The following is a 25273-nucleotide window of genomic DNA, read 5'->3' on the forward strand; positions in this document are numbered from 1 at the left end:
GTTCAACAAGGGTTGTCCAATGCCAACAACCGCGTTATCCCCCGCGCAACGGAACGGGCCCGAAACCATGGCCCTTAGCTGGAGTTGCAGGAATGAAAGCACGGGTGCATGTGATGCTGAAGAACGGGGTCCTGGACCCGCAGGGAGAGGCAGTGCGGCACGCATTGGGCGCGATGGGCTTCGATCAGGTCGAAGGCGTGCGTCAGGGCAAGGTGATCGATCTTGAACTGGCCGCAGGCGCGACCGAGGCCGACATTACCGAGATGTGTGAAAAGCTGTTGGCCAACACGGTCATCGAACGCTACGAAATCGAACTGGTCTGACCCTTTTTCCCGGAGGCCCCGCCATGCGCGCTGCTGTTATCGTATTCCCAGGGTCCAACTGTGACCGCGACCTTGCCGTTTCTTTTGAACAGGCGGGGTTCCAGGTCGACATGGTCTGGCACAAAGATGCCGCGCTGCCCGAAGGCATCGATATCGTGGGCGTCCCCGGCGGATTTTCATATGGCGACTACTTGCGTTGCGGCGCAATTGCCGCGCAATCGCCAATCTGCAAGGCTGTTGTCGACCACGCCAACCGCGGCGGTTATGCCGTTGGTATCTGTAATGGTTTCCAGATCCTGACCGAAACCGGCGTTCTGCCGGGTGCGCTGCTGCGCAATGCGGGTTTGAAGTACATCTGCAGGACCGTTGGTCTGAAAGTGGAAACCAGCGACAGCGCCTTTACCGAAGGTTATAATGCGGGTGACGTGATCGGTATTCCGATAGCGCACCATGATGGTAACTATTTTGCGGACGACTCCACCCTGGCTGCGCTGCAGGATCAGGACCGTATTGCATTCACCTATACCGAGAATCCAAACGGCTCGGTCGGCGACATTGCCGGCATCCTGTCGGAAAACCGCCGGGTGCTGGGGATGATGCCTCACCCTGAGCGGGCGGCAGATGAAGGTCATGGCGGCACCGACGGAACGGCATTGTTCCGCGCATTGTCGGGTGTCCTCGCACCTGCGTGACTTGAGCTTGCGACCAAGCCCGCGTAATTTCCCGGGATGAGTTCTGATGTTCGCTCTGGCTGGTCCATTCTGACAAAACCTTTTCGCGGCGCGCCCCTTGGGTGGCGCCTGCGTTTGGCTGTTATTGTCCTACTGGTTGCTGCAGTCGCAACGATCTGGATCACGAACCGTCTTTTGACCGACAGATTCACCGAGTCGACCCGCAACCGGGCCGAGCTTCGTCTAGCCCTGTATTCCGGCAACCTGCTGAGCGAATTACGTAGAAACGCGATTGTACCGCAGCTGCTTTCGCGCGACCCCACGCTGATCTCGGCGCTTCAGTCCAGTGATTATTCACTGTCGACCCAGCGCCTAATTTCGTTTGTCGAAGAGATCGGTGCCGCTTCGCTGATGCTGTTGGACGGAGACGGTCGTTCGGTCGCGTCTACTGATCGTAACCGGTTGGGCGAAGCGCATAGAAACACTCCATATTTTATTGATGCTGTGCGCTCAAACGCTACCATTTTTTCGGTGATCCCGAAGGAATCCGGCGGCTACAGTTTTGTCTATTCACGCCGCATGGACGCCAATGCCGAGATCCTCGGGGTAATTGTGGTTGAGGTTGATCTGCACAAGTTCGAACTGGCCTGGGCGGGGATTTCGGACGCGGTGATGGTGGCCGACAGCACCGGCACGATCATCCTTTCGACCGAACCGCAATGGCGCGGCCTGCAAGAAGGCGAGGCGATGTTGCGCCAACCGCCAGAAGGGGCGATCCAGCGCGCGATCCGGGCTACGACCGATTGGACAGCTTTGCCCCCCGACGCCTACCTGCAGGGTGAAGCCGTGATGCGGATGGAGACACGCATTCCCTTCCGTGGATGGCAGATGACATCCTTCACCACCTATGCTTCGATCCGCGAAAAGGTGAATAGCGTTCTTGCGCTCGAGATCATGGGATTCGCGATTCTGCTGGCGCTGGCGTTCTATGCGCTGAGCCGTCGGGCAACGTTGCGGATGGCTTTGTTCCAGCGCGAGTCGGCAGAGCTTCGCGCATTGAATGCAAGGCTACAGCGGGAAATTGCTGAACGGGAACGGGTTGAAAAGACATTGGAAGTGGCCGAGCAGACGCTTGCGCAAAGCTCGAAATTGGCCGCATTGGGCGAGATGTCGGCCGCTGTTAGTCACGAGCTGAATCAACCGCTGGCTGCAATGAAAACCTATCTGGCAGGCGCGCGTCTGTTGCTGCGCAGAAACCGTTCCGAAGAGGCACTGGCCAGCTTTGGTCGCATCGATGGTTTGATTGAGCGGATGGGTGCGATCACGCGGCAGCTAAAATCCTATGCGCGCAAAGGCGCAGATGCGTTTTCCCCTGTAAACCTTAGCGAAGCGCTGGCTTCCAGTCTGTCTATGATGGAGCCGCAGCTACGGCAGCGGCATGTGAAAATTACTCAGATCCTGCCCGAAGAACCTGTTATAGTGATGGGCGACCGGATGCGGATCGAACAGGTTATGGTGAACCTCTTGCGCAATGCGCTGGACGCTACCAAATCTGTATCAGAGCCGGATGTGGAAATTATCCTGGCGGCTGGTGACATGGCGGTGCTGACCGTGCGCGACAATGGTCACGGAATCGAGAATATCGAGAACCTGTTCGAGCCCTTCTACACGACCAAACAGCCCGGTGATGGGGTCGGTTTGGGGCTTGCCATCTCGTCGGGTATCGTGAACGACCACGGGGGACGGCTGACCGCGCGTAACAGCCAGCAAGGTGGTGCGGTGTTTGAGATGCAATTGCCGATACTGGGAAGCGACGGCCTTGAGGCCGCTGAATAACAAAGGAATGACTATGGCACAGGCCATGAAAATCGCCATCGTGGATGACGAACAGGATATGCGCCAGTCGATCAGCCAATGGCTGGCACTGTCGGGTTATGACACGGAAACCTTCTCCAGCGCCGAGGATGCGCTGAAGGTTCTGGGGCCGGAATATCCGGGCATTGTCATTTCGGACATTAAGATGCCGGGAATGGACGGCATTCAACTGTTGAAGAAGCTGATGGGGGCAGACAGCACGTTGCCGGTCATCATGATCACCGGTCACGGTGACGTTCCGATGGCAGTTGAGGCGATGCGCGTGGGCGCGTTCGACTTTCTTGAAAAACCCTTTAACCCAGACCGTATGTCGGAACTGGCCAAACGCGCCAGCAACGCGCGCCGTCTGACGCTGGATAACCGGGCCCTGCGGCGCGAGTTGTCCGGCGGTACTCAGATCATGAACAAGCTGATCGGTGCCAGCCCAGTCATGGAACGCTTGCGCGAGGATATTCTGGACCTGGGGCAGGCCGACGGCCATGTGCTGATCGATGGAGAGACCGGCACGGGTAAAACCCTGGTCGCGCATGCTCTGCATGCCGTTGGTAGTCGAGCGGGCAAGAAATTCGTTCTGGTCTCTTGCGCGGCTCTGGAAGAAGAAGTGCTGTCGAAACGACTGTTCGGTCCGATGATGCCGGAAGACGCGCAACTGCCCGCGATCGAAGAGGCACGCGGTGGTACGTTGGTGCTTGAAGATGTTGAGGCGCTCAGTGACACGCTGCAGGCCCGTCTGCTGAGCGTCATGAACGATCAGGGTACACCGGCTGAGACGCGGATCGTGGCGATCTCGAACCTGCAAGAGGCCGGTAAGACCAGCGAGGACGTGCTGCGCCCGGATCTGTTTTATCGTCTGGCCGCGCTACGGATCACCATGCCACCCTTGCGCCAACGCGGTGAGGATATCCTGACGCTGTTTACGCGATTGAGTGAGCAATTTGCCGAGGAATATGGCTGTGATGCGCCGCAGGTCAGCGCTCAGGAGGCGGCGCAGCTGCTGCAGGCCCCATGGCCGGGAAATGTGCGACAGCTGATCAACATCGCCGAACGCGCAGTGCTGCAATCACGCCGTGGCTCGGGGACGATTGCATCGTTGCTGATGTCGGATCACGAGGAAATGCAGCCGGTTATGACGACCGAAGGGAAACCGCTCAAGGAATATGTCGAAGCGTTCGAGCGGATGCTGATCGACAATACGATGCGCCGCCACAAGGGCTCGATTGCGTCCGTTATGGAAGAACTGTGCCTGCCACGGAGGACATTGAACGAGAAAATGGCTAAGTACAGCCTACAGCGTTCGGATTACTTGTAAACGTCGGAGAAGGGGCCAGCCCCCTCTCTTGGCCTATTGGGCCAATTCCCTCCCTCAAGGTATTTTGGGCCAGATGAAGCGATCCTGGCCCGTGTTCAGCATGAACCGTGCAGTTTGCCCATTGTCTTTTCCACAGGACTGCCTTTATGGTGGCGGGACGGGTCGGGCCTTTTTGCGCCCTTAAACCCCAAGCTTTGAGTTTCGCTGCTCTGCTGCGGATGGTGATGATCCCCACGAGGCAAAGCAGACCGATTATGCCCTTAACTGGGCAGTTGAACGCCTGAGCCCGCCTGAGCGGGCGAAAGGAAAAAATGGGCAGGACGCGGCACTCCGCGCCTGTCGGAGAAGAACCGCGATGACGCGCGCGCAACGATCGAGAGTACGGGCAGGGGGCCACAGCGCCAGACCCTGCCGCGCGCCGTCCGATATCGCCCTGACAAGACACCACCCCAAAAGCGCCTGTCCCCCCGGATGGGTTAGGACAACGCGTTTGGCGCGGTGCACCAAGGACACATGGCTAAGAAAATGCTTATCGATGCCACCCACGCGGAGGAAACCCGCGTTGTGGTGGTCGACGGAAACAAGGTCGAGGAGTTCGATTTTGAATCCGAAAACAAACGTCAGCTTGCTGGCAACATCTATCTAGCAAAAGTTACGCGGGTCGAACCGTCCCTTCAGGCGGCCTTTGTAGATTATGGCGGGAACCGTCACGGATTCCTCGCGTTCTCGGAAATTCATCCGGATTACTATCAAATTCCGGTCGCTGATCGAGAAGCGCTGATGGAAGAAGAACGCGCCTATGCCGAGGCGATGAAAGCCCGGGACGAGGCGGAAGAAGCCAAGCCCAAAAAACGCCGGTCACGGTCGCGTACCAAAGCGGCGGATGTGAAATCGGACGACGCCGTAGAATCCATCGAGGTATCGTCTGAGCCAACGGGCATGGAGACGATCGATCTGGATGAGGGTGAAGAAGGGGCTGACCTGTCGGTTCCTGAAGGCACTTCTCCGATGGATCATGTCGCTGAAACGCCGGTCGAAGAACCGAGTGACGATGCAGAAACTTCAGAAGAAACTGAAGAACCTGCCGCAGAGGCAGAGGAAGCTACAGTAGCCGAAGAGCTTGTTGATGAGGCGAAAGAAGCCGTAGCGGAAGATGCGCCTGAGGAGATTGCAGACGAAACAGCAGACGCTGAGGCGCAAGATGCCTCTGCCGAGGGTGACGCGGAAAGCGAAAGTGCTGAGAGCGAAGGCGCAGAAGACGCAGCTGCCGCAGAAGAAGCCAAAAGCGGTTCTGACGACGAAGTTGAGGCCGATGAAAAACCTCGTTCAGACGCAACCGCCAAAGATGACAGCATCGAATCGGTTGCTGACGAGGACGACAGCGAAGACATTCGTCCGCCGCGCAAGCCGCGTCCGCGTCGCTACAAGATTCAAGAAGTGATCAAAGTGCGCCAGGTTCTGCTGGTGCAAGTCGTCAAGGAAGAGCGTGGCAACAAGGGCGCCGCGCTGACCACGTATCTGTCGCTGGCAGGGCGCTATTGCGTTCTGATGCCCAACACCGCCCGTGGCGGTGGCATCAGCCGCAAGATCACCAACGCGCCTGATCGTAAGAAGCTCAAAGAAATCGCCGCTGAAATCGACGTACCCACCGGCGCGGGGCTGATTATCCGTACTGCAGGAGCCAAGCGCACCAAGTCCGAGATCAAGCGCGACTATGAATATCTGCAGCGCATGTGGGAGCAGATCCGCGAGCTGACTCTTAAATCCATCGCGCCCGCCAAGATCTATGAAGAGGGCGACCTGATCAAACGGTCGATCCGGGATCTTTATAATCGCGATATCGACGAGGTTCTGGTCGAAGGCGAAGGCGGATACCGCATCGCCAAAGACTTCATGAAAATGATCATGCCGTCGCACGCCAAGAACGTGAAACGGTATGAGGACGCGCTGCCTCTGTTCGCACGCTATCAGGTCGAAAGTTATCTGACCGGGATGTTCAACCCGACGGTTCAGCTGAAGTCTGGCGGATATATCGTGATCGGCGTGACTGAAGCTTTGGTGGCGATTGACGTGAACTCAGGCCGGGCGACCAAGGAAGGCTCGATCGAGGAAACTGCGCTCAAGACCAACCTTGAAGCTGCCGAGGAAGTCGCGCGCCAGCTGCGCTTGCGCGACCTGGCTGGTCTCATCGTCATCGACTTTATCGACATGGACGAGCGTAAGAACAATTCGGCCGTAGAAAAACGTTTGAAAGAAAAGCTCAAGACAGACCGCGCGCGCATTCAGGTTGGCCGGATTTCCGGCTTTGGCCTGATGGAGATGAGCCGTCAGCGTCTGCGCCCCGGTATGCTGGAGGCGACGACGCAGCCATGCCCATCCTGTCATGGCACCGGTCTGATCCGTTCGGATGACAACATGGCTCTGACCATCCTGCGTCAGATCGAAGAGGAAGGCACGCGCCGCCGCTCGCGCGAGGTCTTGGTGCGCTGCCCGGTTAGCATTGCCAACTTCCTGATGAACCAAAAGCGGGAGCATATCGCGCAGATCGAGGCGCGTTATGGCCTGTCGGTTCGGATCGAAGGGGACGTGCATCTGGTCAGCCCTGATTTCTCGATGGAGAAATTCAAGACCGCCAGCCGCATCGTGCCCGAGGCAACCGCTCCGGTGGTGTCAGTGGACGCGACGTTGATGGATATGGTGGACGCGGACGAGGACGAAGTCGCCGAAGAAGATACAGCGGTTCAGTCCGAAGAAGAGACCAAGCCCAAGCGCAAACGTCGCCGTCGTCGTCGCAAGAAAAGCAACGGTTCGGGTGAAGCACCTGAAGTCGGTGCCGAAGAAGGTGAGGCCGCTGCCGAGGCTGCAGAAGAAGCACCTGCTGAGGCTGAAGCGGAAGAGTCCGCTGCGGAAGAAAAGGCTGAAAAACCCAAGCGCCGCCGAGCACCACGCCGACGCAAGAAAGATGCGGAACCGGTTGAAGCGGCCGAGGAAAACGCCTCTGCGTCTGACGAAACACCTGCTGAAGCGCCCGAAGAAACGGTTGCTGAGCAGCCTGTAGAAGCTGAGGCGGAACAGGCCGTTGAGCAACCTGAAACCGGTGAAGACTCGGCAGAACCGGTCGCTGACGAACCCACTGCGCCAAAGACTGAAGAAGTGACCGAGTTGGAAGTGGTCGCCGAAGCGGTTGTAGAAGAAGTTGCAGTGACAGTCTCTGAGCCGGTCGAAGAGGCTGAGGTCGAAGTGACGCCGGAAGAGCCAATTGCTGAAACGCCGGAACCTGTATTGGAAGTTGTGGCCGAAGAGCCAGAGCAGCCCAGCGAACCGCCCAAGCCGAAACGGCGTGGATGGTGGTCCTTAGGGCAATAAACTAGAAAGGCGGGCCTTGAGCCCGCCTTTTTCTTGAATGGGACGTGTTTTCGTCTCAACCTATTTTTTGAATAACGTAGATCTGATGTCCGTCGGCATCCTCTTGCGAAACCAACTGATGCCCGCTTTCAGCGCAAAAATGCGGAACGTCGATGACGGCGGCGGGATCATCGGCCAACACACGCAAGATCGCCCCTGCGGGCATAGATTTAAGGCGTTTTCTGGCTTTTAGGACGGGCAAGGGGCACAGAAGACCCAGCGCGTCCAGCGTTTCGGTAGGGTTAGACATAAGATGCAGATATTTCCACTTTGACACAGTGTCCAGCGTCCAAGCACGGGGATGTGACCGAATGGCCCCGTGACGTGGCGAGGTTGATACCATATGTGCTGATCTATGTTCGGAATTGATATCATAGACGCGGGCCTGCTGCCTGCCATGTTCATCGCGATGCTGGGCGGGCTGATCAGCTTTCTTTCGCCCTGCGTGTTGCCCATCGTGCCGCCGTATCTGGCGTATATGAGCGGTGTAACCATCAACGAGATGCAAGACGAGGCGCGCGCACGGCGCAAGGCAACGATGTCAGCGCTGTTCTTTGTGTTGGGTCTGTCGACGGTGTTTTTGTTGCTGGGGTTCACGGCCTCGGCCTTTGGGGCGTTTGTGCTGCAGAATCAGGTTCTGTTTGCCAAGTTGTCTGGCGCGGTGGTCATTGTCTTTGGCCTGCACTTCCTGAACGTTTTTCGCATCCCGTTTTTGGATCGTGAGGCGCGGATCGAGACTGGGGATTCCGGTGGCTCGGTCTTTGGCGCTTATATTCTGGGTCTGGCTTTTGCGTTTGGTTGGACGCCGTGCATTGGGCCGCAGCTGGGTGCGATCCTGTCGCTGGCTGCGTCCGAGGCCTCGGTGGCGCGGGGCACGCTGTTGCTGGGGGTTTATGCGGCGGGTCTGGGTATTCCGTTCCTGCTGGCGGCGATGTTCCTAAACCGGTCGATGTCGGTAATGAACCGGATCAAGCCTTACATGGGCACGATTGAAAAGGTCATGGGTGGTCTGTTGTTGTTCGTCGGCATTATGCTAATCACCGGACTGTTTACCGAATTCAGTTGGTGGCTGCTTGAGACCTTCCCAGCGCTGGCCAATTTCGGATGATGTGCTGAACTGACTTACCTTGGCGGCGAGGCTGCGTTAACCTGCGCCGTAGAAGGTAAGGACATGAGCAGTCATACAAATCAGCCTCGGGTAAGACGGCGTCGGGTGTTCTATATTCCCGGCTACGATCCGATTCATCCCCGCCGGTACCGAGAGCTGTACCGCAAGGAAAGCCGGGTGCAGGCGGACATATCGGGCTATGAGATTTCTCAGTCGCCCAAGCCGACTGATGGGCCTTATGGCTGGCATGTCCGCTCACATCAGGATGGTTCAGATGTTGAGACGGATGTCGAGGTTCTAGTCTGGTCCGATATCGTGCGCGACAGTATGTCGAATTCGATTCCTGCGACCTACCTGCAGCTATTTCGCACAGCCTGGATTTACATCCGATCAGGGACATTGGGACGTTTGATGCGCCTGCGCAAAGGACCAGTGATCGTGGCACTTTATCCTGTTGGAATGCTGATTGCGCAATTTCTCTTGTCGTTGGCCGTGATGTGGATTGTAGCAGCTCTGCTATGGCCCATTGGCGGATGGCTGACTTTGGCCCCGGCAATCGTGGTGGCCTATGCGTTGTTGCATTGGTTTCGCAAGATCGACAATCGCTTGTTTGCCTATTACCTGATGCACGATTACGCCTATTCTGCTGCATTGAATGGTGCTGTCTCACCCGAGCTTAACTCTCGCCTCGCCGAATTCACCACGCATATTCAGCACGCACTTGAGACAGATGTGGATGAGGTTCTGGTCGTCGGGCATTCCTCGGGCGCGTATTTAGGTGTGACGGTTTTGTCTAATCTGATCCGCGCGCAAGGGGTGCCCGATAACGGGCCGGTCCTTTCCTTTTTGAGTGTGGGGCAGGTGGTGCCCATGGTCTCATTCCTCCCAGGCGCGCAGGATTTGCGCACTGATCTGCAATTCCTGTCGACCCAAAGTGACCTGGCCTGGGTTGACGTATCTGCTCCGGGTGATGGGTGCGCCTTTGCGCTGTGTGATCCGGTGGGTGTCAGTGGCGTTGCGACTGACCAAAAACGCTGGCCGCTAGTGTTGTCTGCAGCTTTCACGCAAACTTTGTCGCCAGAGCGTTGGCAAGAACTGCGTTGGCGGTTTTTCCGGCTGCATTTTCAATATCTTTGCGCGTTTGATCGCCCTGGAATTTATGACTACTTCCGCATTACTGCGGGGCCGCTGACCCTGGCACAAAGGTTTGAAGGGCGCGCGCCATCCAAATCTCGCATCGAGCAGCCGGTTTCAAAATACACAACGGTTCAGCCATGAAGCCGCCCAAGCCAACACCCCGCCCGGATAAGGTTTCTCTGTGGCGCTACGTGAAACTGTTCCGAAAGGATCTGTTGTCGGCCCAACCACAGCGCCTGTATCGTGCCTGGATGGCCGAGTTTCGCACGCCGTTCTTCAGGTCCTACATGATCAACCAACCCGAGCTTGTGGATACGGTCCTTAAACAGCGTCCCGAGGATTTCCCCAAATCCGGCCGCATCAGCGAGGGGTTGCGTCCGCTGTTGGGGGACTCGGTTTTTCTGACAAATGGTGAGACTTGGAAACAGCAACGGCGTATCATTGACCCGGCTTTTGAAGGCGGGCGGTTGAAGGACACGTTTCCAGCCATGCTGGACGCCGCGCAATCCTGTGTCACACGGTTGAAGGGGCGGGCGGGGCAGGTGATCGAATGCGAGGAACTTACCAGCCACGCCGCGGCGGATGTGATTTTCAGAACGCTGTTCTCGGTCCCGATTGAACATGAAGTGGCCGCGCAGGTGTTTGAAAAGTTTCGGGCCTATCAGCGGCAACAGCCATTGTTGAATCTCGCGGCGTTTATCCCGGTGCCGCGCTGGGTGCCAAGAATGCATGCGCGCAATACACGTAAAAATGCGCGGGGTATCCGGGCTTTGATCACGCACCTGACGGCTGAACGCACCGATCTGATCGCCTCGGGGCAGGCGCCGGACGATCTGGCCACTAAGATTATGACTACACCTGATCCGGAAACCGGACGGTGTTTCGGCACACGAGAAATGGTGGATCAGGTGGCCATCTTTTTCCTGGCCGGGCATGAAACCAGCGCATCGGCACTGGCCTGGACGCTGTACCTGATGGCGCTGTATCCCGAATGGCAGGAGAAACTGAGCGCTGAGGCGACTATTCTCGACGAACCCAGCTTTGGTGTCGTGTCGAAGCTGAAACTCAGCCGAGATGTATTCAGAGAAGCGCTGCGCCTGTACCCTCCAGTGCCGATGATGGTGCGTGAGGCATCCTGTTCGGAGGAATTCCGAGGGCGCGACGTGCCCAATGGCGCGCAGATCGTCATCAGCCCTTGGCATCTGCATCGGCAAGAGCGTCTGTGGGATCGACCCGATGATTTTGATCCTACCCGTTGGTCCACCGAAAATGGGAAAGCCTGCCAACGCCACGCCTATATCCCGTTTTCTGCTGGCCCCCGCGTTTGTACCGGGGCAGGGTTCGCTATGGTAGAAGGACCCTTGTTGCTGTCGATGCTGTTGCGAAATTTTCGGTTTGAGCTGGTCGAAGGTCGCACGCCAGTGCCGGTGGCGCATCTGACGGTCCGATCAAAGGACGGCATTTGGTTGCGCGTGGTTGAGCGCTAACACGCTACCATCGCTCGCCGCCTTGCTGTATGCGAGTGCAAAATGCGGAATCATTGTTAAACGGGAAAGTCTTATGTCCAAATCAGAACAGCGCGAGCAGATGTCCAACGGCGCGGGTTTTATTGCAGCCCTGGATCAAAGCGGCGGGTCGACGCCCAAGGCGCTGGCTCTTTATGGGGTTGAGGCCTCGGACTATAGCTCGGATGAGGAAATGTTCGGTGAAATCCAGAAGATGCGCGCACGCATCATTCTTGCCGACGACTTTACCAAGGACAAAGTGATCGGTGCAATCCTGTTTGAACGCACTTTGGGCGAGGAAATCGATGGCCGCAAAGTTGCCGATTATCTGTGGTCGCAGAAAGGTATCGTGCCGTTCCTGAAGATCGACAAGGGTCTGGAAGATCAAGCCAACGGCGTACAGATGATGAAACCAATCCCTGGTCTGGCGGAAACGCTGGCTAAGGCAGATGGTGTGTTCGGCACCAAGGAACGCTCGGTGATCCATGAAGCCAACGCCGAAGGCATCGCCGCCGTGGTTGCACAGCAGTTCGACGTCGCGCGCGAGGTTGTTGCTGCGGGCATGGTTCCGATTGTCGAGCCCGAAGTGAACATCAATTCTGCCACTAAGGCCGAGGCCGAGGACATTCTTAAAGCCGAAATCCTGAAGAACCTCGATCAGCTGGACGAGGGACAGGACATCATGCTGAAGCTGACCATCCCCAGCAATGCCAACCTGTTTGACGAATTGGCTGACCACCCGCGTGTTGTCCGCGTTGTGGCCTTGTCGGGCGGTTATTCGACCGAGCAAGCCTGTGATCTTCTGAACCAGAACGGCAAGATGATCGCATCTTTCTCGCGCGCGCTGACCGAAGGTCTGTCCAAACAGCAGTCAGATGCCGAATTTAACGCCGCTCTGGGTGGTAACATCGACAAGATATTCCGCGCTTCGGTCTAAGGAGCGCTATTCAGGCTTGGTGAATTCGCGGCGCATTTGCGCCGCTTTTTCACGCATTGAGCACCCTATTGCGTGATCGTTGACCAAACCCATAGCTTGCATGAAGGCAAATACTGTGGTTGGCCCAACAAATTTCCAGCCACGCTTTTTCAAGTCTTTCGACATTGCAGTGGACTCGGCCGACGTCGACGCAGTTTGCGGCGCGGGCGGGTTGTCCGCTTCGTAGCGCCAGACATAAGCAGCCAAAGATCCTTCGGCGGCCACAAGCTCCTGCGCGCGGCGGGCATTATTGATGACGGCTTCAATTTTACCCCGGTGACGTATGATGCCTTCGTCCTGTAGAAGGCGTTCGACATCTACATCAGTGAATGCGGCTACTACATTGAAGTCAAAGTGATTAAACACCTTACGAAAATTCTCACGCTTGTTCAGTATCGTCCGCCAGCTGAGACCCGATTGAAAGCTTTCCAGGCACAGTTTTTCGAATAATCGTTGATCGTCCGCGACCGGGTACCCCCATTCCTTATCGTGATACTCAAAGAACTCTGGGGCAGCTTGACACCAGGCGCAACGCGGTTTTCCATCGGGTCCGGTGACTGTCTTGCTCATGCGATGTACCCTTTTTGTTCTCGTTCAGATTAAATGCAAAAGAAAGGGTCTGACAAGCGTCAATCGAGGTTACGATACCAATTCAGAACATAGACCCGAATGGCCGAGGCTAGCCCAATTTCAGGATCGCGCTCTATGTCAATCTCAGCTGCCAGAGCGTTGATTGCTAGCCCTTTTTCTTTCGCGATGTCGCGGAAAGCCTGCCAAAACTCATCTTCAAGAGACACCGAGGTACGATGCCCTTTCAAGGTCAGCGAGCGTTTGACTGGGCGACCGCTCATTCATCCAGCTCGTGATTATCCACGTAGCGGCGTTGTTTATCTTTCTCGAACTTGGCCTCAGCCTTTTCGCCCTTGTTGCGACCGAATTTGACAGCGTTCTGGTCGGCGCGGGCCTTTTTCTCGGCCCGTGCCTTTTCTTTTCTGTACCGGTTCAGATTGACCGGCTTACTCATCAGTCTTTCGGTCCGATCATATGTTCGGGGCGGACAACAGCGTCAAAGGTCTCTTCGTCCACGAAGCCCAGCGCGATGGCCTCTTCCTTGAGGGTCGTGCCGTTTTTATGCGCGGTTTTGGCAACTGTGGTGGCGTTGTCATACCCGATGGTGGGCGCCAGAGCGGTTACCAGCATCAGCGATTCCTTCATCAGCTTGTCGATGCGCGGCTCGTTAGCCTTGATGCCCAGCAGCATCCGCTCGGTAAAGCTGTCGGTGGCGTCGCCCAGCAGCTGGATCGACTGCAGCAGGTTATAGGACATCATCGGGTTGTAGACGTTCAGCTGGAAGTGGCCCTGCGAACCGGCAAACTTCATCGCTGCATCGTTGCCCATGACATGCGCAGCCACCTGTGTCAGCGCCTCGGCCTGCGTCGGGTTCACTTTGCCCGGCATGATGGACGACCCAGGCTCATTTTCCGGCAGGATCAACTCACCCAGACCTGAACGCGGACCCGACCCCAACAGGCGAATATCGTTGGCGATTTTGTAGCAAGAGCCAGCAATCGTCGCCAGCGCGCCCGACAGGAATACCATAGCGTCGTGGGCAGCCAGCGCCTCAAATTTGTTCGGTGCGGTCACGAAGGGCAGGCCGGTGATGTCTGCCATGTTCTTGGCGACGGCCTCATCCCAACCGTTATGGGTATTCAGACCAGTGCCAACTGCGGTACCACCCTGTGCCAGTTCGTAAATGCCAGGCATCGACGCGTGCACGCGGGCGATGCCCTGACGGATTTGGTGTGCGTAACCGCCAAATTCCTGTTCCAAAGTCAGCGGCGTTGCGTCCTGTGTATGGGTACGGCCGATTTTGATGATGCCTGCGAATTCCTTTGCTTTGGCTTCCAGCGCCAAGGCAAATTTTTCAAGACCCGGCAACAGTACGTCACGCACGCTCATCGCTGTGGCGATATGCATGGCGGTGGGGAATGTGTCGTTGGACGACTGGCCCATATTGCAGTGATCGTTCGGGTGAACTGGCTCCTTCGAGCCGATAACGCCGCCCAAAATCTCAATTGCACGGTTGGCGATAACTTCGTTCGAGTTCATGTTCGACTGCGTGCCCGAACCGGTCTGCCAGACGACCAGAGGGAAGTTGTCGTCAAACTTGCCTTCGATCACTTCACCGGCGGCCTGAATGATGGCATCCGCGATCTTTGCATCCAGCTTGCCGATCGTTTTGTTTTCCATCGCACAGGCTTTTTTGATCACACCCAGCGCTCGCACGATGGCGACGGGCTGCTTTTCCCAACCGATGGGGAAATTCATGATCGAACGCTGCGTTTGGGCACCCCAATACTTGTCAGAAGGAACCTCCAACGGGCCAAAGCTGTCGGATTCGGTGCGGGTCTGAGACATCTGTCACTCCGTCGTGTATACAGTCGCATGCCGTTTACCTGCAACGTAGCTACAGAGCAATCGGCCAGTTGCGCGCACCATAAACTCAAGGGCACCAGAGGTATAGGTGGAAGGTTGGGTGAAATTTCTTGTGAATCGCATTGTGCGCGCTTGCTAGTCCGCTACAATACAAGAATTACCAAATTGGAGGCTCCGGTGGGCACATTGGTTCGGACTTGTCCCCTGAAATATATTGCGTTTTCTCTGAGCGTCCTGTTTTGGGCCGCATTGTCCAACCTGCCGGCCCAAGCAGCGGATATTGCCCCCTTTGTTGGTGACTATGTCGGGTCAGCAAATGTTATAGATGATGACGGCACCGAGACCCCTCGTGACATGAGCGTGTCGATTCACGAGATGAAAAACGGCTTCAACGTCAGTTGGACGACCACGACCTACAAGGCGGATGGTCGTATCAAAGAGCAAAAATTCTCGATAGATTTCAAACAGACTGACCGGGCTGACGTTTTTTCCGCTGCGATGAAACGCAATGTGTTCGGTCATGAGGTCCCGCTTGACCCGATGCAGGGCGAACCCTTTGTTTGGGGCCGGATCGATGGTGACACCTTGACCGTATTTTCGCTGTTTATTGGTGAGACCGGCGATTACGAGTTGCAACAATTCGACCGCACCCTGGCAGATGGCGGTCTGAACTTGTCGTTTTCACGGTTTCGCAATGGCGTGAAATCCCGATCAGTCGAGACATTCCTAAAAAAACAATAGGCAATAGAGCCTGTTACTTGCGGAAACTGTCCAGTGAGACCACCTCGGCGTCTTGTTGGTCAGCCTCTTCCTCGACCTCGATCGATTCTTCGGTGATGGGTTCGATTTCTTCCTCATCCTCGGGGCTTTCAAACCGCAATCCGAATTCAACCGAAGGATCGACGAAGGTTTTGATCGCCGAATAGGGGATATACAGCGGTTCCGGTGCATCGCCAAAGTTCAGCGTGATGGCAAATCCATCGTCGCCGACCTCAAGATTTTCAAACCAATGCTGCATAACGATTGTCATCTCTTCGGGATAGCGTTCGCGCAGCCAGTCGGCCAGCTCGACACCTTCCTGACGGGTATCAAAAGTGATAAAGAAATGATGCGCGCCAGGGAGGCCGTTATCGGCAACGCTGTTCAAAACGGACTTGATAAGACCGCGCATGGCGGTGTGCATCAGGTTCCCATAGTCGATGTCTTGCGACATGTGTCATCCTCAAAAGTGGTTACCCTCAGCATAGGGGATTTCGACGGAAACGAAAGACCGGGTATGCGAGGATTGTTTAAAGGAAGTGAATTCCCGTTCCAATCACGGCCATAAAGGCCAGAGTTGTCGCCATCCCAAATTTAAACTTAAAAATCAACAGCCCAGCTAACAGTGTTAAGATCAGAGCGGCCGGGTTTAGGCTGGACAGATCAGGCCAAGGGATGGTCACAGGCCCCCATGACCGCCGGGGGATATCCTGAAAAAGAACATTCAGACTGAACCACACCGACAGGTTTAGAATCACACCCACCACAGCGGCGGTAATCCCGTGCAGCGCGGCGGATAGCCTCGAACGGATCGCCAATTGGTCCAGGTATGGGGCAGCGAGGAAAATCCACAGAAAACACGGTACAAAAGTGGCCCAGAGAGCAACCGCTCCGGCCGCTAGCGCAAGAGGCGCACCGCCGCTGATCTGACCCGTTAACATGGCGACAAACTGGGTCACTAGAATCAACGGTCCCGGTGTGGTTTCGGCCAGCCCCAGGGCGTCGATCATCTGATCTGTGCTGATCCATTGATATTTTTCCACAACGGTTTGGGTCATATAAGCCAGCACGGCATAGGCCCCGCCAAACGTAACAACGGCTAATCGGGCAAAGAACCATCCCAGATCGCTGAGCAGTTTTTGTCCCGACAAGGTCAAAGCCAGAAGTGGTCCCAGCCAGAGAACCAACCAGATCGCAGCGGTCCGGAGCATTCCACTGGCCTTGGGAGCAGGGGGCGCATCTGCGGTTCTAACTTCGCCGTTGAAGGTGGCATAACCCCAGATAGCGGCGGCCAGAATGATTAGCGGGAAGGGTAGGTTCAGCGCGAAAATCGCGAGAAAGCCCAGGCCCGCGATGGCTCGGTGTTGGGTGTCTGTCAGGGCTTTGCGCGATAAATTTCTAAGCGCCTGTAGAACAATGACAATCACTGTCGCCTTCACCCCCAGAAACCCAGCCTGCACCAGCGGCAGGTTTCCAAAAGCAGCGTAAAGCCCGACTAGAACGGCAATGACAAAAGCCCCTGGGAGCACGAACAGGGCACCTGCGATTAACCCGCCGACAACGCCACGCAACCTCCAACCGGCATAGGTGGCCAGTTGCATTGCCTCGGGGCCGGGCAGCAGCATGCACAGCGACAAGGCGCGCAGATAAGTTTGCTCATCCAACCACCGGCGTCGCTCGACCAGTTCATGATGCATCAATGAGATCTGTGCTGCCGGCCCTCCGAAAGACAGAAGCCCGATGCGGCCGAACACCCGGACAAGTTCTGCGTTTGATGGCGTCATGATTTACGGTCCGTGGGCCAGTCGTGGCCCTCGTCAAAACCGTCACGCGCCCAGCGATACAGCGCGTCATACAGATGTAACCCGGCCTCAAGGTTTTGGTGATCATCACGATATTGCCGAGACAGACCGACCGAGATTGCAAGCAATCCGGCGGCTTCGGGGGCAAGATCATGGCGATTGGTGTCTGCGGCCCGAACGACCATGGCCAGACGGTCAAGCGCAGGTGTGTGCAACTGAAACTCGTCCAGCATCGTGTCAAAGGTACAGCGGTCCTGTCTGTGGGACCAAAACGTATCTTCAATATCATACGGAGTTGCGTTGAAGGCTTCGGCGGCGGCTTGTACCTCGGACGGGGCAACGTACAGAAACTGCGAATCTGGGTCTACGAAACGGCGGATCAGCCACGGGCAGGCTATTCGGTCAATCTTGGGTCGATGGCGCGTGACCCAGACGGACCTGCCATCACTGCCTGTTGGCACAGCGGAGGCCGGAACACGTGGTGAGTCGGGCATTTCCTCCCAGGCGAACATACCGCCTTCCAGATATTCAGCACCGCAGCCCTTGCTGCGCAGCCACGAGACGACCCCCTGGCTGAGCTTTTTGCCCTTTTGGCAGACGATGACCGCAGCACGGTCTCCAACCCTGTCAGCAATCCCGTCAATATCTTTGGCGGGATGACGCATGGACCCAGGGATCAGATAGGGGTCTGCTTCAAAGTCCTCATCCAGACAAATATCGACCAAAACCGGAGCCTGAGGTGTTCCGATCAGGCGCATCAGCTGTTTCGGTGTGATTGAATTGGGCGCAGGCATAGCATGTCTCCTGTTTTGAGCGGATACATGCGAAACTTGGGCTGACGCCTCACGGGGCGTTCGCAATCTTACCCCATGGCCTTTGCTTACGTGCAAGCGCCCAAAGGGTCAAGATTGCCTTACCAGGGTTACGCCCAATCGAGCCTTTGGCCCGTCATGCACACAGGCAGCGTGTCTTGCGGGAATTGCCCGAGTTGTTCGAACAGGGAAATGAAGTCGAATTGGTTGTAAGCCTCGACCATCCGGCCATCCATTATTCGGGCGAAGACGCTTCCTGTGGCCTTTAGCGGGGCACCATTGTCGGCCCGTGTCGTGCTGACATGCAGAATGGCTGACACCCAGTCACCATCTTCGACGATCTTTGGAATCTCGACCTTTATGTCCCCGAGAACATGTTGAAACGCCAATACCAAATCGCGGAATTCATCCGCGCCAACTTGCATTTCGGGGATCAGCCCCTCGGCCATCGTATCAGCGTCGAAGTACTGGTCGATCGCATCAAGGTTCCCGTTTTCCCAAACCTCGGAATACCATCCTTTGACGACATCTGCATGGGACATCCCGACTCTCCTTTTCTTGTCGGGGTCAGCATGAGACCAAAGGGTGAAAAAACTCTGAACGTGAACAAGATCAAGGTTAAACAGCAGACATTTGTAGGAAAATGCAGGTTTCTGTTGCCAGGTACCTGCGAACCCCGCCTTACGCGGCTAGGCGCAAGGGCTTAAGTTTCGGTCTTGTTACTGCTTACGCAGCAACTGCAACCGGAGCACGATTGTCGTTTGCAATTGTACTATTTTCGCCGGTAACGGTGGCAGACCGCCGAGACAAAGCTAACCCCTTTAGACGTTCGTCGATCCTGTTTCGGCCCCATGATCTTCAAACGAAAGATTTTGGTGGAGCCGCCGGGTACCGCCCCCGGGTCCGATCCGCTTATTACGAGCGCGTTTATGTCCATAGTCCCGAAGGACATATCCTATATAGGTGAGCAGACGCCCGGATGCAAACCAGGAATTTTTTGCGGCGAATGCATTAAAAGCAAACGCTTATGCGGCTCTATTGATGTTCGCTAAGATTAACCAAAGCGCCAGGGCCAGTTCGATTCCTCCGAATGTCACTGCTTTGACAACCGGTGGGTTGTCGAGAACAACCGAAACAAACCGACCAAGCGCCGCGCCCGCGTAGACAACACCCAGCATGGCATAGGCCATGGGGTTGTTCAGCCACAGAACCACAGCGCCAGTGACCACGAACAAGCCGCCAACGGACGCGCGCATCTCACTGAGGCCCATATTGCTGTCAGTAGGCGTAAGATCCAGCGATGCCGCTGTAAACGCGGGCGCCAGAAACCCGAAAAGACCAAAACCTATGGTCAAAAGGGCCGCGATTGCGTTCAAAGCAGTTGTCATCTTTCCCTCGTCACGCAGGTATGCGATGTTGCTGAGCCACATCCTGCGCCAGCTTACGCGTATAGGCTTCAAGCTCAACCAGTGTTGCATCCACCTTTGTCGCGTCCTGATTTTCCAACGCGTCCGCGATTTGGGTGTGCAAGGCGACTATTTCCTCACGTGATCTGGCTGTGAAAGTGATCATGTTCATCAGAGGCTGCATGGCCTCGACCGCGCCGGCCAATTGGTAAGAAAGCACCGGATTGCCAGCTCCATCGACCAGAGCCCGATGAAACGTGACGTCCGAAGCACAAAACGCCTCATCCGAAAGTCCTGGTTGTGTTTGACGAAAAATCTCGGCCCGCATGGTGGCCAGTTGATCGGCTGTGCGACGTTGCGCGGATAAGAGCGCACAGGCACGTTCCAGCGCAAAGCGAGCCTCGCAGGCGGTATCGAAACTGACGGCATTCATCGACAGCAACAGCGTTGAGGTGGTGACTTGCTGTGAATACGCGTCCTCAAAGCTGATCCGGTTGACAAAAGCGCCACCGCTGGCCCCGCGCTGCGTTCGGATAAGAGATTGCGCGGCCAGACGTTTTAATGCTTCGCGCACGGTCGGACGCGAGACCTGAAACTGCTCGGACAGCTCTGCCTCGGATGGCAACCGCTCATCTACGATCAATTCACCCGAAATGATTGCGTCACGAATGGCCTGCGCGATCTGAGCTGACAAATCGGCGGGCTTTCTGGGGTCGATTTTCATAATCAAGGGACCGTTGGTGAGATTTTATTTGTCTGACATTTAAAAGTCTGACATTTGAATTGCAAGGACTGAGTCGGGAGGGATGCATGAGTCGTGCAGTTCTGCGCAGCGGTTTGTGGCTGGGGTTTTACGGTCTGATCCTGTGGGCATGGTGGATGATGTTCACCATGAGTCGTGGAATGGATTTGGACTGGATCGGTCGCCCAGGCCCGATGGGGCAAGCGATGGCCGCCATGGACCCGCGAATGGACATGTACATGCCTATGGCCGAATTCGGTCCGTTGTTGTGGATGTGGGCCATCATGATGGCCGCAATGATGCTGCCGACCCTCGTTCCGACATTGCGCAGCTATGAGGATCTGATCCGCAGCGCTAACGGCACTCGGGAGGGTTGGTTGGGTGTTCTGGTCGGGTATTTCATCGTCTGGGTCGGATTCGCGGCGCTGATTACCGGAATTCAACTGATATTACTGTTCGCTGGCGTGGTCGACATGCTTGGAATCGCCAAATCTGGCGTTGTTGCGGGGGGCCTGATGATCGCAGTCGGTGCATTCCAATTTACACGCGCCAAAGAGGTTTGCCACGGCGTTTGCCACGCGCCCATGACCTATTTCCTGGGCCATTGGAAAACCGGTTTTACAGGCGGTCTACGTATGGGCCTTGGGCTAGGTGCCTTCTGCGTCGGCTGTTGTTGGGGCTTTATGGCGCTGGGGTTTGTCGGCGGTGTCATGAGCCTGCTTTGGATGGGGCTGGCGACGCTGTTCATGGTTCTGGAAAAACTGCCTCAGATTGGCCACGCAGTAACACGGCCGATGGGGTTTTCTCTTATTGCAGGAGGAATTCTTCTGCTGATCTATCCCTTTATATTCGGAGGATAAGTATATGGCTAAGAACAGAAAACCTGAGGCGGACAGGTTGCCGATCAGCCAACGCATCGACAGCCGTATGCCCAATCCCAAGCGGCGAGAGATGAGCCCGACTAATTGGGCGATTAAAGGAGAGCTGATCCTAAACTGTTCGTGCGACGTTTTTTGCCCCTGTGTTGTGTCGCTGGGCGCGCATCCTCCAACCGAAGGGCATTGTCACGCGTGGATGGGGGTCATCATCGACGAAGGCCATTACGAGGGCGAAGATCTGTCGGGTTTGAACGTCGGGCTGCTGGTCGATATCCCCGGCCGTATGGGCGAGGGCCAGTGGAAGGTAGCGGCCTATGTCGATGAACGAGCCAGCGGTAAGGCCTATAACGGTCTGCTGCAAATCTTCAGCGGGCAGGCGGGCGGTACCACCGGTCTTTTCACCATGCTCGTCAGCGAAATTATTGGTGCTGAACGGGCTCCGGTTCAGATCGAACGCGACGGCAACAAGCGCCGCATCGTGATTGGTCGAAAAATACAGGGTGAGATTGAGATGCTGGCGGGCAAAGACCCCGAGCATCCGGTGATGGTGTCGAACTCGAAATACTGGATGGGGCCGGACATCATTGTGGCGCGTGGAACGAAATCCAAAGTGCGCGATTATGGTCGCGTTTGGGATTTCGGCGGTAAGTCGGCCGAGATTTGCCCGATCGACTGGCACGGTCCGAAATAATGATCACCGGAGCCTACACGCAAGAAATGGCGCGGTACAATCACTGGCAGAACAGTCAGTTATCCGAGTTTCTTCAGGAATTAACGCCTGAAGAGTTAACCAAAGACTGCGGCGCTTTCTTCGGTTCGATCATGGGGACAGCAAACCATTTGTTGTGGGGCAACTGGATTTGGATATCACGCTTTGACAAAGGCGATGCCCCGGGTGGCAGTATTCCCGATAGTGTCTCCTTGTGCAGCGATCTGGCCGAGTGGCTACCGCTGTGCAAGACAGTCGACGCCCGTATTTCGCAGTGGGCCAGATCACTTGCAGGGGACCTTCTAACAGGGGATTTCACATGGTTCTCGGCAGCGAAAGAAGCTGAAGTTACATTGCCTTACGCGCAATGCGTCATCCACATGTTTAACCACCAGACTCATCATCGCGGGCAATTGCATCAAATGTTGACCGAAATCGGATCAGCTGCGCCTGTAAGCGATCTGGTGTTTATGCCCAAGGAGGTTTGAATGCCGCAGATTTCCTTATCCCGACGGTTGCGGCGTACGCCGTTCTCGGACGGTGTCGAGGCCGCAGGGGTCAAAGCCTACACGGTTTATAACCGCATGTTACTACCCACGGTTTTCGAAAGTGTTGGGGCAGACTACCGGCATCTCAAAACCCATGTTCAGGTCTGGGATGTCTCCTGCGAACGGCAGGTTGAACTGCGCGGTCCGGATGCGGGTCGTTTGATGCAGATGCTCACCCCTCGCGACCTGCGGGGAATGCTGCCGGGACAGTGCTATTACGTACCCATCGTCGATGAAACCGGCGGGATGCTGAATGACCCGGTGGCCGTGAAATTGTCCGATGATCGCTGGTGGATTTCAATCGCCGACAGTGACTTGCTGTTGTGGGTCAAGGGTATCGCCAACGGGTATCGGTTAGATGTTCTGGTGGATGAGCCGGACGTTTCACCTTTGGCGGTCCAAGGGCCCAAGGCAGATGATCTAATGGCGCGCGTATTCGGAGATCGCATACGGGACGTCCGTTTCTTCAAGTTTGACATGTTTCAATTCGAAGGTCGCGACCTGGCGGTGGCCCGGTCGGGTTATTCGAAACAGGGCGGGTTTGAGATTTATGTCGAGGGCTCGGACATCGGTATGCCTCTGTGGAATGCTTTGTTCGCTGAAGGCGAGGACCTGAACGTGCGCGCGGGTTGCCCCAACCTGATCGAACGGATCGAGGGTGGGTTGTTGTCTTATGGCAATGACATGACTGACGACAACACGCCGCATGAATGTGGTTTGGGTAAGTTCTGTAACACCCATACCGCGATAGGTTGTGTTGGCCGGGATGCTTTGCTGCGCGTGGCCAAGGAAGGACCAGTACAGCAGATTCGCCCGGTTTCAATTGAAGGCGAAGCGGTGCCACCCTGCGATCGACCGTGGCCGGTGTTCGCGGATGGTCGGCAGGTAGGTCAGGTGACCTCGGCCGCGTGGTCCCCTGATTTCGGGACGAATGTCTCAATTGGTATGCTGAGGTTAAGCCACTGGGACGCCGATACGGTTGTAGAGGTTGAAACGCCGGACGGTATGCGTCGCGCAACGGTGCAGGAGCGGTTCTGGATCTAGCGGAGAGTTGGGGTGCACGCCCCTTGGTATTTAGGCCAGATGAAGTGCGAGCCTGGCTGCAGGAAAACGAAAGGAAAGTCAGATGTTTAATGCATTGGTAATGGAAAAAGATGACGAGAGCGGTCTTGCCAGCCCTTCGATAAAGCAATTGTCTGTAGACGATCTCCCGCATGGCGAGGTGACGGTGGCCGTTGAGTACTCGACGGTTAACTATAAAGATGGTCTATGCACATCCCCTAAGGGCGGCGGTTTGGTGCGCAACTATCCGCATGTGCCAGGCATTGACTATGCGGGAACAGTCGAGGCGTCGACAGATGACCGTTATACGCCCGGAGACAAAGTGGTTTTGACCGGTTGGCGCGTGGGTGAGGCGCACTGGGGGGGGTACTCACAGAAAGCCAATGCCCTGGCCGATTGGTTGGTGCCGCTGCCTGATGGGTTGGACGCGCGACAAGCGATGGCTGTGGGAACGGCCGGGTTTACTGCGATGTTGGCCGTAATGGCACTGGAAGATCACGGGATGACACCGGGACACGGGCCGGTTCTGGTGACCGGGGCCGCAGGCGGTGTTGGATCGGTGGCCACAGCCATTCTGGCCAACCTTGGGTATGAGGTTGCTGCCGTGACCGGACGGCCTGAGACGGGGGACTACCTGAAATCCCTGGGGGCCAGTACGATCGTCCCACGGGATGAGCTGAATGAAACAACCAAGCGGCCTTTGGAAAGTGAAACCTGGGTTGGTTGTGTTGATGCCGTCGGAGGAGAGATGCTGGCGCGCGTGCTGGGGCAGATGAAGTATGGCGCCTCAGTTGCTGCTGTAGGTCTGGCGGGTGGTGCAGCCCTGCCTGCGACTGTCATTCCGTTCCTGTTGCGCGGGGTCAATCTTTTGGGCATCGACAGCGTGATGCAGCCTTATGACAACCGTGTCCGCGCATGGCAGCGCATCGCCACTGATCTGCCAATGGACAAGCTTGAAGCGATGGTTCATCCGGCAACCCTTAACGATCTGCCGCAACTGGGTGCGGATATTCTGAAAGGTCAGGTCAAGGGACGCGTGGTTGTCGACGTAAACGCCTGATTGGAAAAGCTTACTTCAGGCCGGTTGGCCTTAACGCTGACCGGTCAGTTTGACGCGAAAACAACCAAAAAATGCCTCAAACACCTCTGGTCATTGGCGCATTTCCACATCATCATTGCTATACATCCCAATTGCGATGGCTTAGAAGCCTAGCAAACAGCACCTGAATACGGGGAGTGAGCAGCATGTCTGACGATTTCGAACTGGATACCGACGATCTGAAACGGCGCATGGAAGGTGCCATGGGCAACCTCAGAACCGAGTTTGCTTCGCTTCGGACCGGACGGGCCTCGGCCTCGATGCTTGAGCCGGTGATGGTGGACGCGTACGGCTCGATGACCCCGATCAACCAGGTGGGCACAGTGAATGTTCCCGAACCGCGTATGGTGACGGTCAACGTGTGGGACAAGGGGCTGGTCGGCAAAGTCGAAAAGGCGATCCGCGAAAGCGGTCTGGGGATTAACCCACAGCTGAACGGTACCATCATCATGTTGCCGATTCCTGAATTGAACGAAGAACGCCGTCGCGAGTTGGGCAAGGTCGCCGGTCAATACGCTGAAAGCGCGCGCGTTTCGATCCGGAATGTACGCCGCGATGGGATGGACCAGATAAAGAAGGCCAAGTCGGACGGAATGTCCGAAGATGATCAGAAGTTCTGGGAATCCGAGGTTCAGGATCTGACCGATGAGATGATCAAAGCCGTAGATGCCGCGCTTGAGACCAAGCAGGCTGAGATTATGCAGGTCTGAG

27 protein-coding genes and 1 other RNA gene are annotated in these 25273 nt (G+C 56.2%); 16 read left to right on the forward strand and 12 right to left on the reverse strand.

Features of this window, described 5'->3' with window-relative positions:
• Positions 1-92 precede the first annotated feature (92 nt).
• The 5 genes from purS to ACR0DT_RS01430 all read left to right on the forward strand — a co-directional run bounded on the left by purS (position 93) and on the right by ACR0DT_RS01430 (position 7544).
• On the forward strand, positions 93-323 hold the full coding sequence (purS, locus tag ACR0DT_RS01410) for a phosphoribosylformylglycinamidine synthase subunit PurS (RefSeq protein WP_170348612.1): 231 nt from the start codon (positions 93-95) through the stop codon (positions 321-323).
• 23 nt (positions 324-346) lie between these two features.
• Positions 347-1015, forward strand: coding sequence for a phosphoribosylformylglycinamidine synthase subunit PurQ (gene purQ / locus ACR0DT_RS01415; RefSeq protein WP_480709034.1), 669 nt, complete (start codon positions 347-349; stop codon positions 1013-1015).
• 36 nt (positions 1016-1051) lie between these two features.
• A complete protein-coding gene (locus ACR0DT_RS01420; RefSeq protein WP_480709035.1) occupies positions 1052-2830 on the forward strand; it encodes a sensor histidine kinase in 1779 nt (592 codons plus the stop codon).
• A gap of 13 nt (positions 2831-2843) precedes the next feature.
• On the forward strand, positions 2844-4178 hold the full coding sequence (locus ACR0DT_RS01425) for a sigma-54-dependent transcriptional regulator (RefSeq protein WP_480709036.1): 1335 nt from the start codon (positions 2844-2846) through the stop codon (positions 4176-4178).
• Between the two features lie 513 nt (positions 4179-4691).
• Positions 4692-7544, forward strand: a complete 2853-nt coding sequence (locus ACR0DT_RS01430; protein ID WP_480709037.1) for an Rne/Rng family ribonuclease — start codon at positions 4692-4694, stop codon at positions 7542-7544.
• A gap of 55 nt (positions 7545-7599) precedes the next feature.
• On the opposite strand, the gene ACR0DT_RS01435 is transcribed toward ACR0DT_RS01430, so the two are convergent.
• Complete coding sequence (locus ACR0DT_RS01435; RefSeq protein WP_480709038.1) at positions 7600-7833, reverse strand: sulfurtransferase TusA family protein; 234 nt, start codon at positions 7831-7833, stop codon at positions 7600-7602.
• A gap of 105 nt (positions 7834-7938) precedes the next feature.
• On the opposite strand from ACR0DT_RS01435, the gene ACR0DT_RS01440 reads away from it, so the two are divergent.
• From ACR0DT_RS01440 to ACR0DT_RS01455, 4 genes are all read left to right on the forward strand, one after another.
• The gene (locus ACR0DT_RS01440; protein WP_480709039.1) at positions 7939-8691 is read left to right on the forward strand and encodes a cytochrome c biogenesis CcdA family protein; all 753 of its coding nucleotides are present in this window, start codon (positions 7939-7941) and stop codon (positions 8689-8691) included.
• Positions 8692-8754: 63 nt separating this feature from the next.
• Positions 8755-9969 (forward strand): hypothetical protein, encoded by a 1215-nt coding sequence (locus ACR0DT_RS01445; protein WP_480709040.1) that lies wholly within the window; start codon positions 8755-8757, stop codon positions 9967-9969.
• Positions 9966-11315: a cytochrome P450 gene (locus ACR0DT_RS01450; protein ID WP_480709041.1), complete on the forward strand. Its 1350-nt coding sequence runs from the start codon at positions 9966-9968 to the stop codon at positions 11313-11315. The genes ACR0DT_RS01445 and ACR0DT_RS01450 overlap by 4 nt, the downstream gene beginning before the upstream one ends.
• Before the next feature lie 73 nt (positions 11316-11388).
• Positions 11389-12270, forward strand: coding sequence for a fructose bisphosphate aldolase (locus ACR0DT_RS01455; protein WP_480709042.1), 882 nt, complete (start codon positions 11389-11391; stop codon positions 12268-12270).
• Between the two features lie 6 nt (positions 12271-12276).
• Here the strand turns inward: ACR0DT_RS01455 and ACR0DT_RS01460 are convergent, their stop codons facing one another.
• From ACR0DT_RS01460 to fumC, 4 genes are read right to left on the reverse strand one after another with little or no spacing between them, the layout of a single operon-like run.
• Entirely contained in the window at positions 12277-12879 is a 603-nt protein-coding gene (locus ACR0DT_RS01460) for a DNA-3-methyladenine glycosylase I (protein WP_480709043.1), read from the reverse strand.
• 59 nt (positions 12880-12938) lie between these two features.
• The gene (locus ACR0DT_RS01465; protein WP_480709044.1) at positions 12939-13160 is read right to left on the reverse strand and encodes a ribbon-helix-helix domain-containing protein; all 222 of its coding nucleotides are present in this window, start codon (positions 13158-13160) and stop codon (positions 12939-12941) included.
• On the reverse strand, positions 13157-13333 hold the full coding sequence (locus ACR0DT_RS01470; RefSeq protein ID WP_480709045.1) for a DUF4169 family protein: 177 nt from the start codon (positions 13331-13333) through the stop codon (positions 13157-13159). Before ACR0DT_RS01470 ends, ACR0DT_RS01465 begins: the two co-directional genes overlap by 4 nt.
• Entirely contained in the window at positions 13333-14727 is a 1395-nt protein-coding gene (gene fumC, locus ACR0DT_RS01475; RefSeq protein ID WP_480709046.1) for a class II fumarate hydratase, read from the reverse strand. The genes ACR0DT_RS01470 and fumC overlap by 1 nt, the downstream gene beginning before the upstream one ends.
• Before the next feature lie 195 nt (positions 14728-14922).
• On the opposite strand from fumC, the gene ACR0DT_RS01480 reads away from it, so the two are divergent.
• Positions 14923-15486, forward strand: a complete 564-nt coding sequence (locus ACR0DT_RS01480; protein WP_480709047.1) for a hypothetical protein — start codon at positions 14923-14925, stop codon at positions 15484-15486.
• 13 nt (positions 15487-15499) lie between these two features.
• Here ACR0DT_RS01480 and ACR0DT_RS01485 read toward each other — a convergent pair whose 3' ends face one another.
• The 7 genes from ACR0DT_RS01485 to ACR0DT_RS01515 form a co-directional block, all read right to left on the reverse strand.
• Positions 15500-15958, reverse strand: coding sequence for an SspB family protein (locus tag ACR0DT_RS01485; RefSeq protein WP_480709048.1), 459 nt, complete (start codon positions 15956-15958; stop codon positions 15500-15502).
• Between the two features lie 76 nt (positions 15959-16034).
• A complete protein-coding gene (gene chrA, locus ACR0DT_RS01490; protein WP_480709049.1) occupies positions 16035-17288 on the reverse strand; it encodes a chromate efflux transporter in 1254 nt (417 codons plus the stop codon).
• The gene (locus ACR0DT_RS01495; RefSeq protein ID WP_480709050.1) at positions 17285-18100 is read right to left on the reverse strand and encodes a chromate resistance protein ChrB domain-containing protein; all 816 of its coding nucleotides are present in this window, start codon (positions 18098-18100) and stop codon (positions 17285-17287) included. Before ACR0DT_RS01495 ends, chrA begins: the two co-directional genes overlap by 4 nt.
• Positions 18101-18228: 128 nt before the next feature.
• Positions 18229-18660, reverse strand: a complete 432-nt coding sequence (locus ACR0DT_RS01500) for an ester cyclase (RefSeq protein WP_480709051.1) — start codon at positions 18658-18660, stop codon at positions 18229-18231.
• 100 nt (positions 18661-18760) lie between these two features.
• Positions 18761-19107, reverse strand: a transfer-messenger RNA (tmRNA) gene (ssrA, locus tag ACR0DT_RS01505).
• Positions 19108-19143: 36 nt separating this feature from the next.
• Positions 19144-19506, reverse strand: a complete 363-nt coding sequence (locus ACR0DT_RS01510; RefSeq protein ID WP_480709052.1) for a DUF4345 family protein — start codon at positions 19504-19506, stop codon at positions 19144-19146.
• A gap of 10 nt (positions 19507-19516) precedes the next feature.
• Positions 19517-20248 (reverse strand): FadR/GntR family transcriptional regulator, encoded by a 732-nt coding sequence (locus ACR0DT_RS01515; protein WP_480709053.1) that lies wholly within the window; start codon positions 20246-20248, stop codon positions 19517-19519.
• 86 nt (positions 20249-20334) lie between these two features.
• Here ACR0DT_RS01515 and ACR0DT_RS01520 point away from each other — a divergent pair, with 86 nt between their 5' ends.
• The 6 genes from ACR0DT_RS01520 to frr all read left to right on the forward strand — a co-directional run bounded on the left by ACR0DT_RS01520 (position 20335) and on the right by frr (position 25272).
• Positions 20335-21126, forward strand: a complete 792-nt coding sequence (locus ACR0DT_RS01520) for a DUF2182 domain-containing protein (protein WP_480709054.1) — start codon at positions 20335-20337, stop codon at positions 21124-21126.
• Between the two features lie 4 nt (positions 21127-21130).
• Positions 21131-21835 carry a DUF1326 domain-containing protein gene (locus tag ACR0DT_RS01525; protein ID WP_480709055.1) on the forward strand — a complete coding sequence of 235 codons (705 nt, stop codon included), beginning with the start codon at positions 21131-21133 and terminating at the stop codon, positions 21833-21835.
• Complete coding sequence (locus ACR0DT_RS01530) at positions 21835-22341, forward strand: DinB family protein (protein ID WP_480709056.1); 507 nt, start codon at positions 21835-21837, stop codon at positions 22339-22341. The genes ACR0DT_RS01525 and ACR0DT_RS01530 overlap by 1 nt, the downstream gene beginning before the upstream one ends.
• Positions 22342-23445 carry a dimethylsulfoniopropionate demethylase gene (locus tag ACR0DT_RS01535; protein ID WP_480709057.1) on the forward strand — a complete coding sequence of 368 codons (1104 nt, stop codon included), beginning with the start codon at positions 22342-22344 and terminating at the stop codon, positions 23443-23445. It begins immediately after the preceding gene.
• Between the two features lie 82 nt (positions 23446-23527).
• The gene (gene acuI, locus ACR0DT_RS01540; RefSeq protein WP_480709058.1) at positions 23528-24523 is read left to right on the forward strand and encodes an acryloyl-CoA reductase; all 996 of its coding nucleotides are present in this window, start codon (positions 23528-23530) and stop codon (positions 24521-24523) included.
• A gap of 185 nt (positions 24524-24708) precedes the next feature.
• On the forward strand, positions 24709-25272 hold the full coding sequence (gene frr / locus ACR0DT_RS01545; RefSeq protein ID WP_480709059.1) for a ribosome recycling factor: 564 nt from the start codon (positions 24709-24711) through the stop codon (positions 25270-25272).
• Position 25273: the final 1 nt, after the last annotated feature.

Source organism: Ruegeria sp. BI11 (assembly GCF_056538005.1).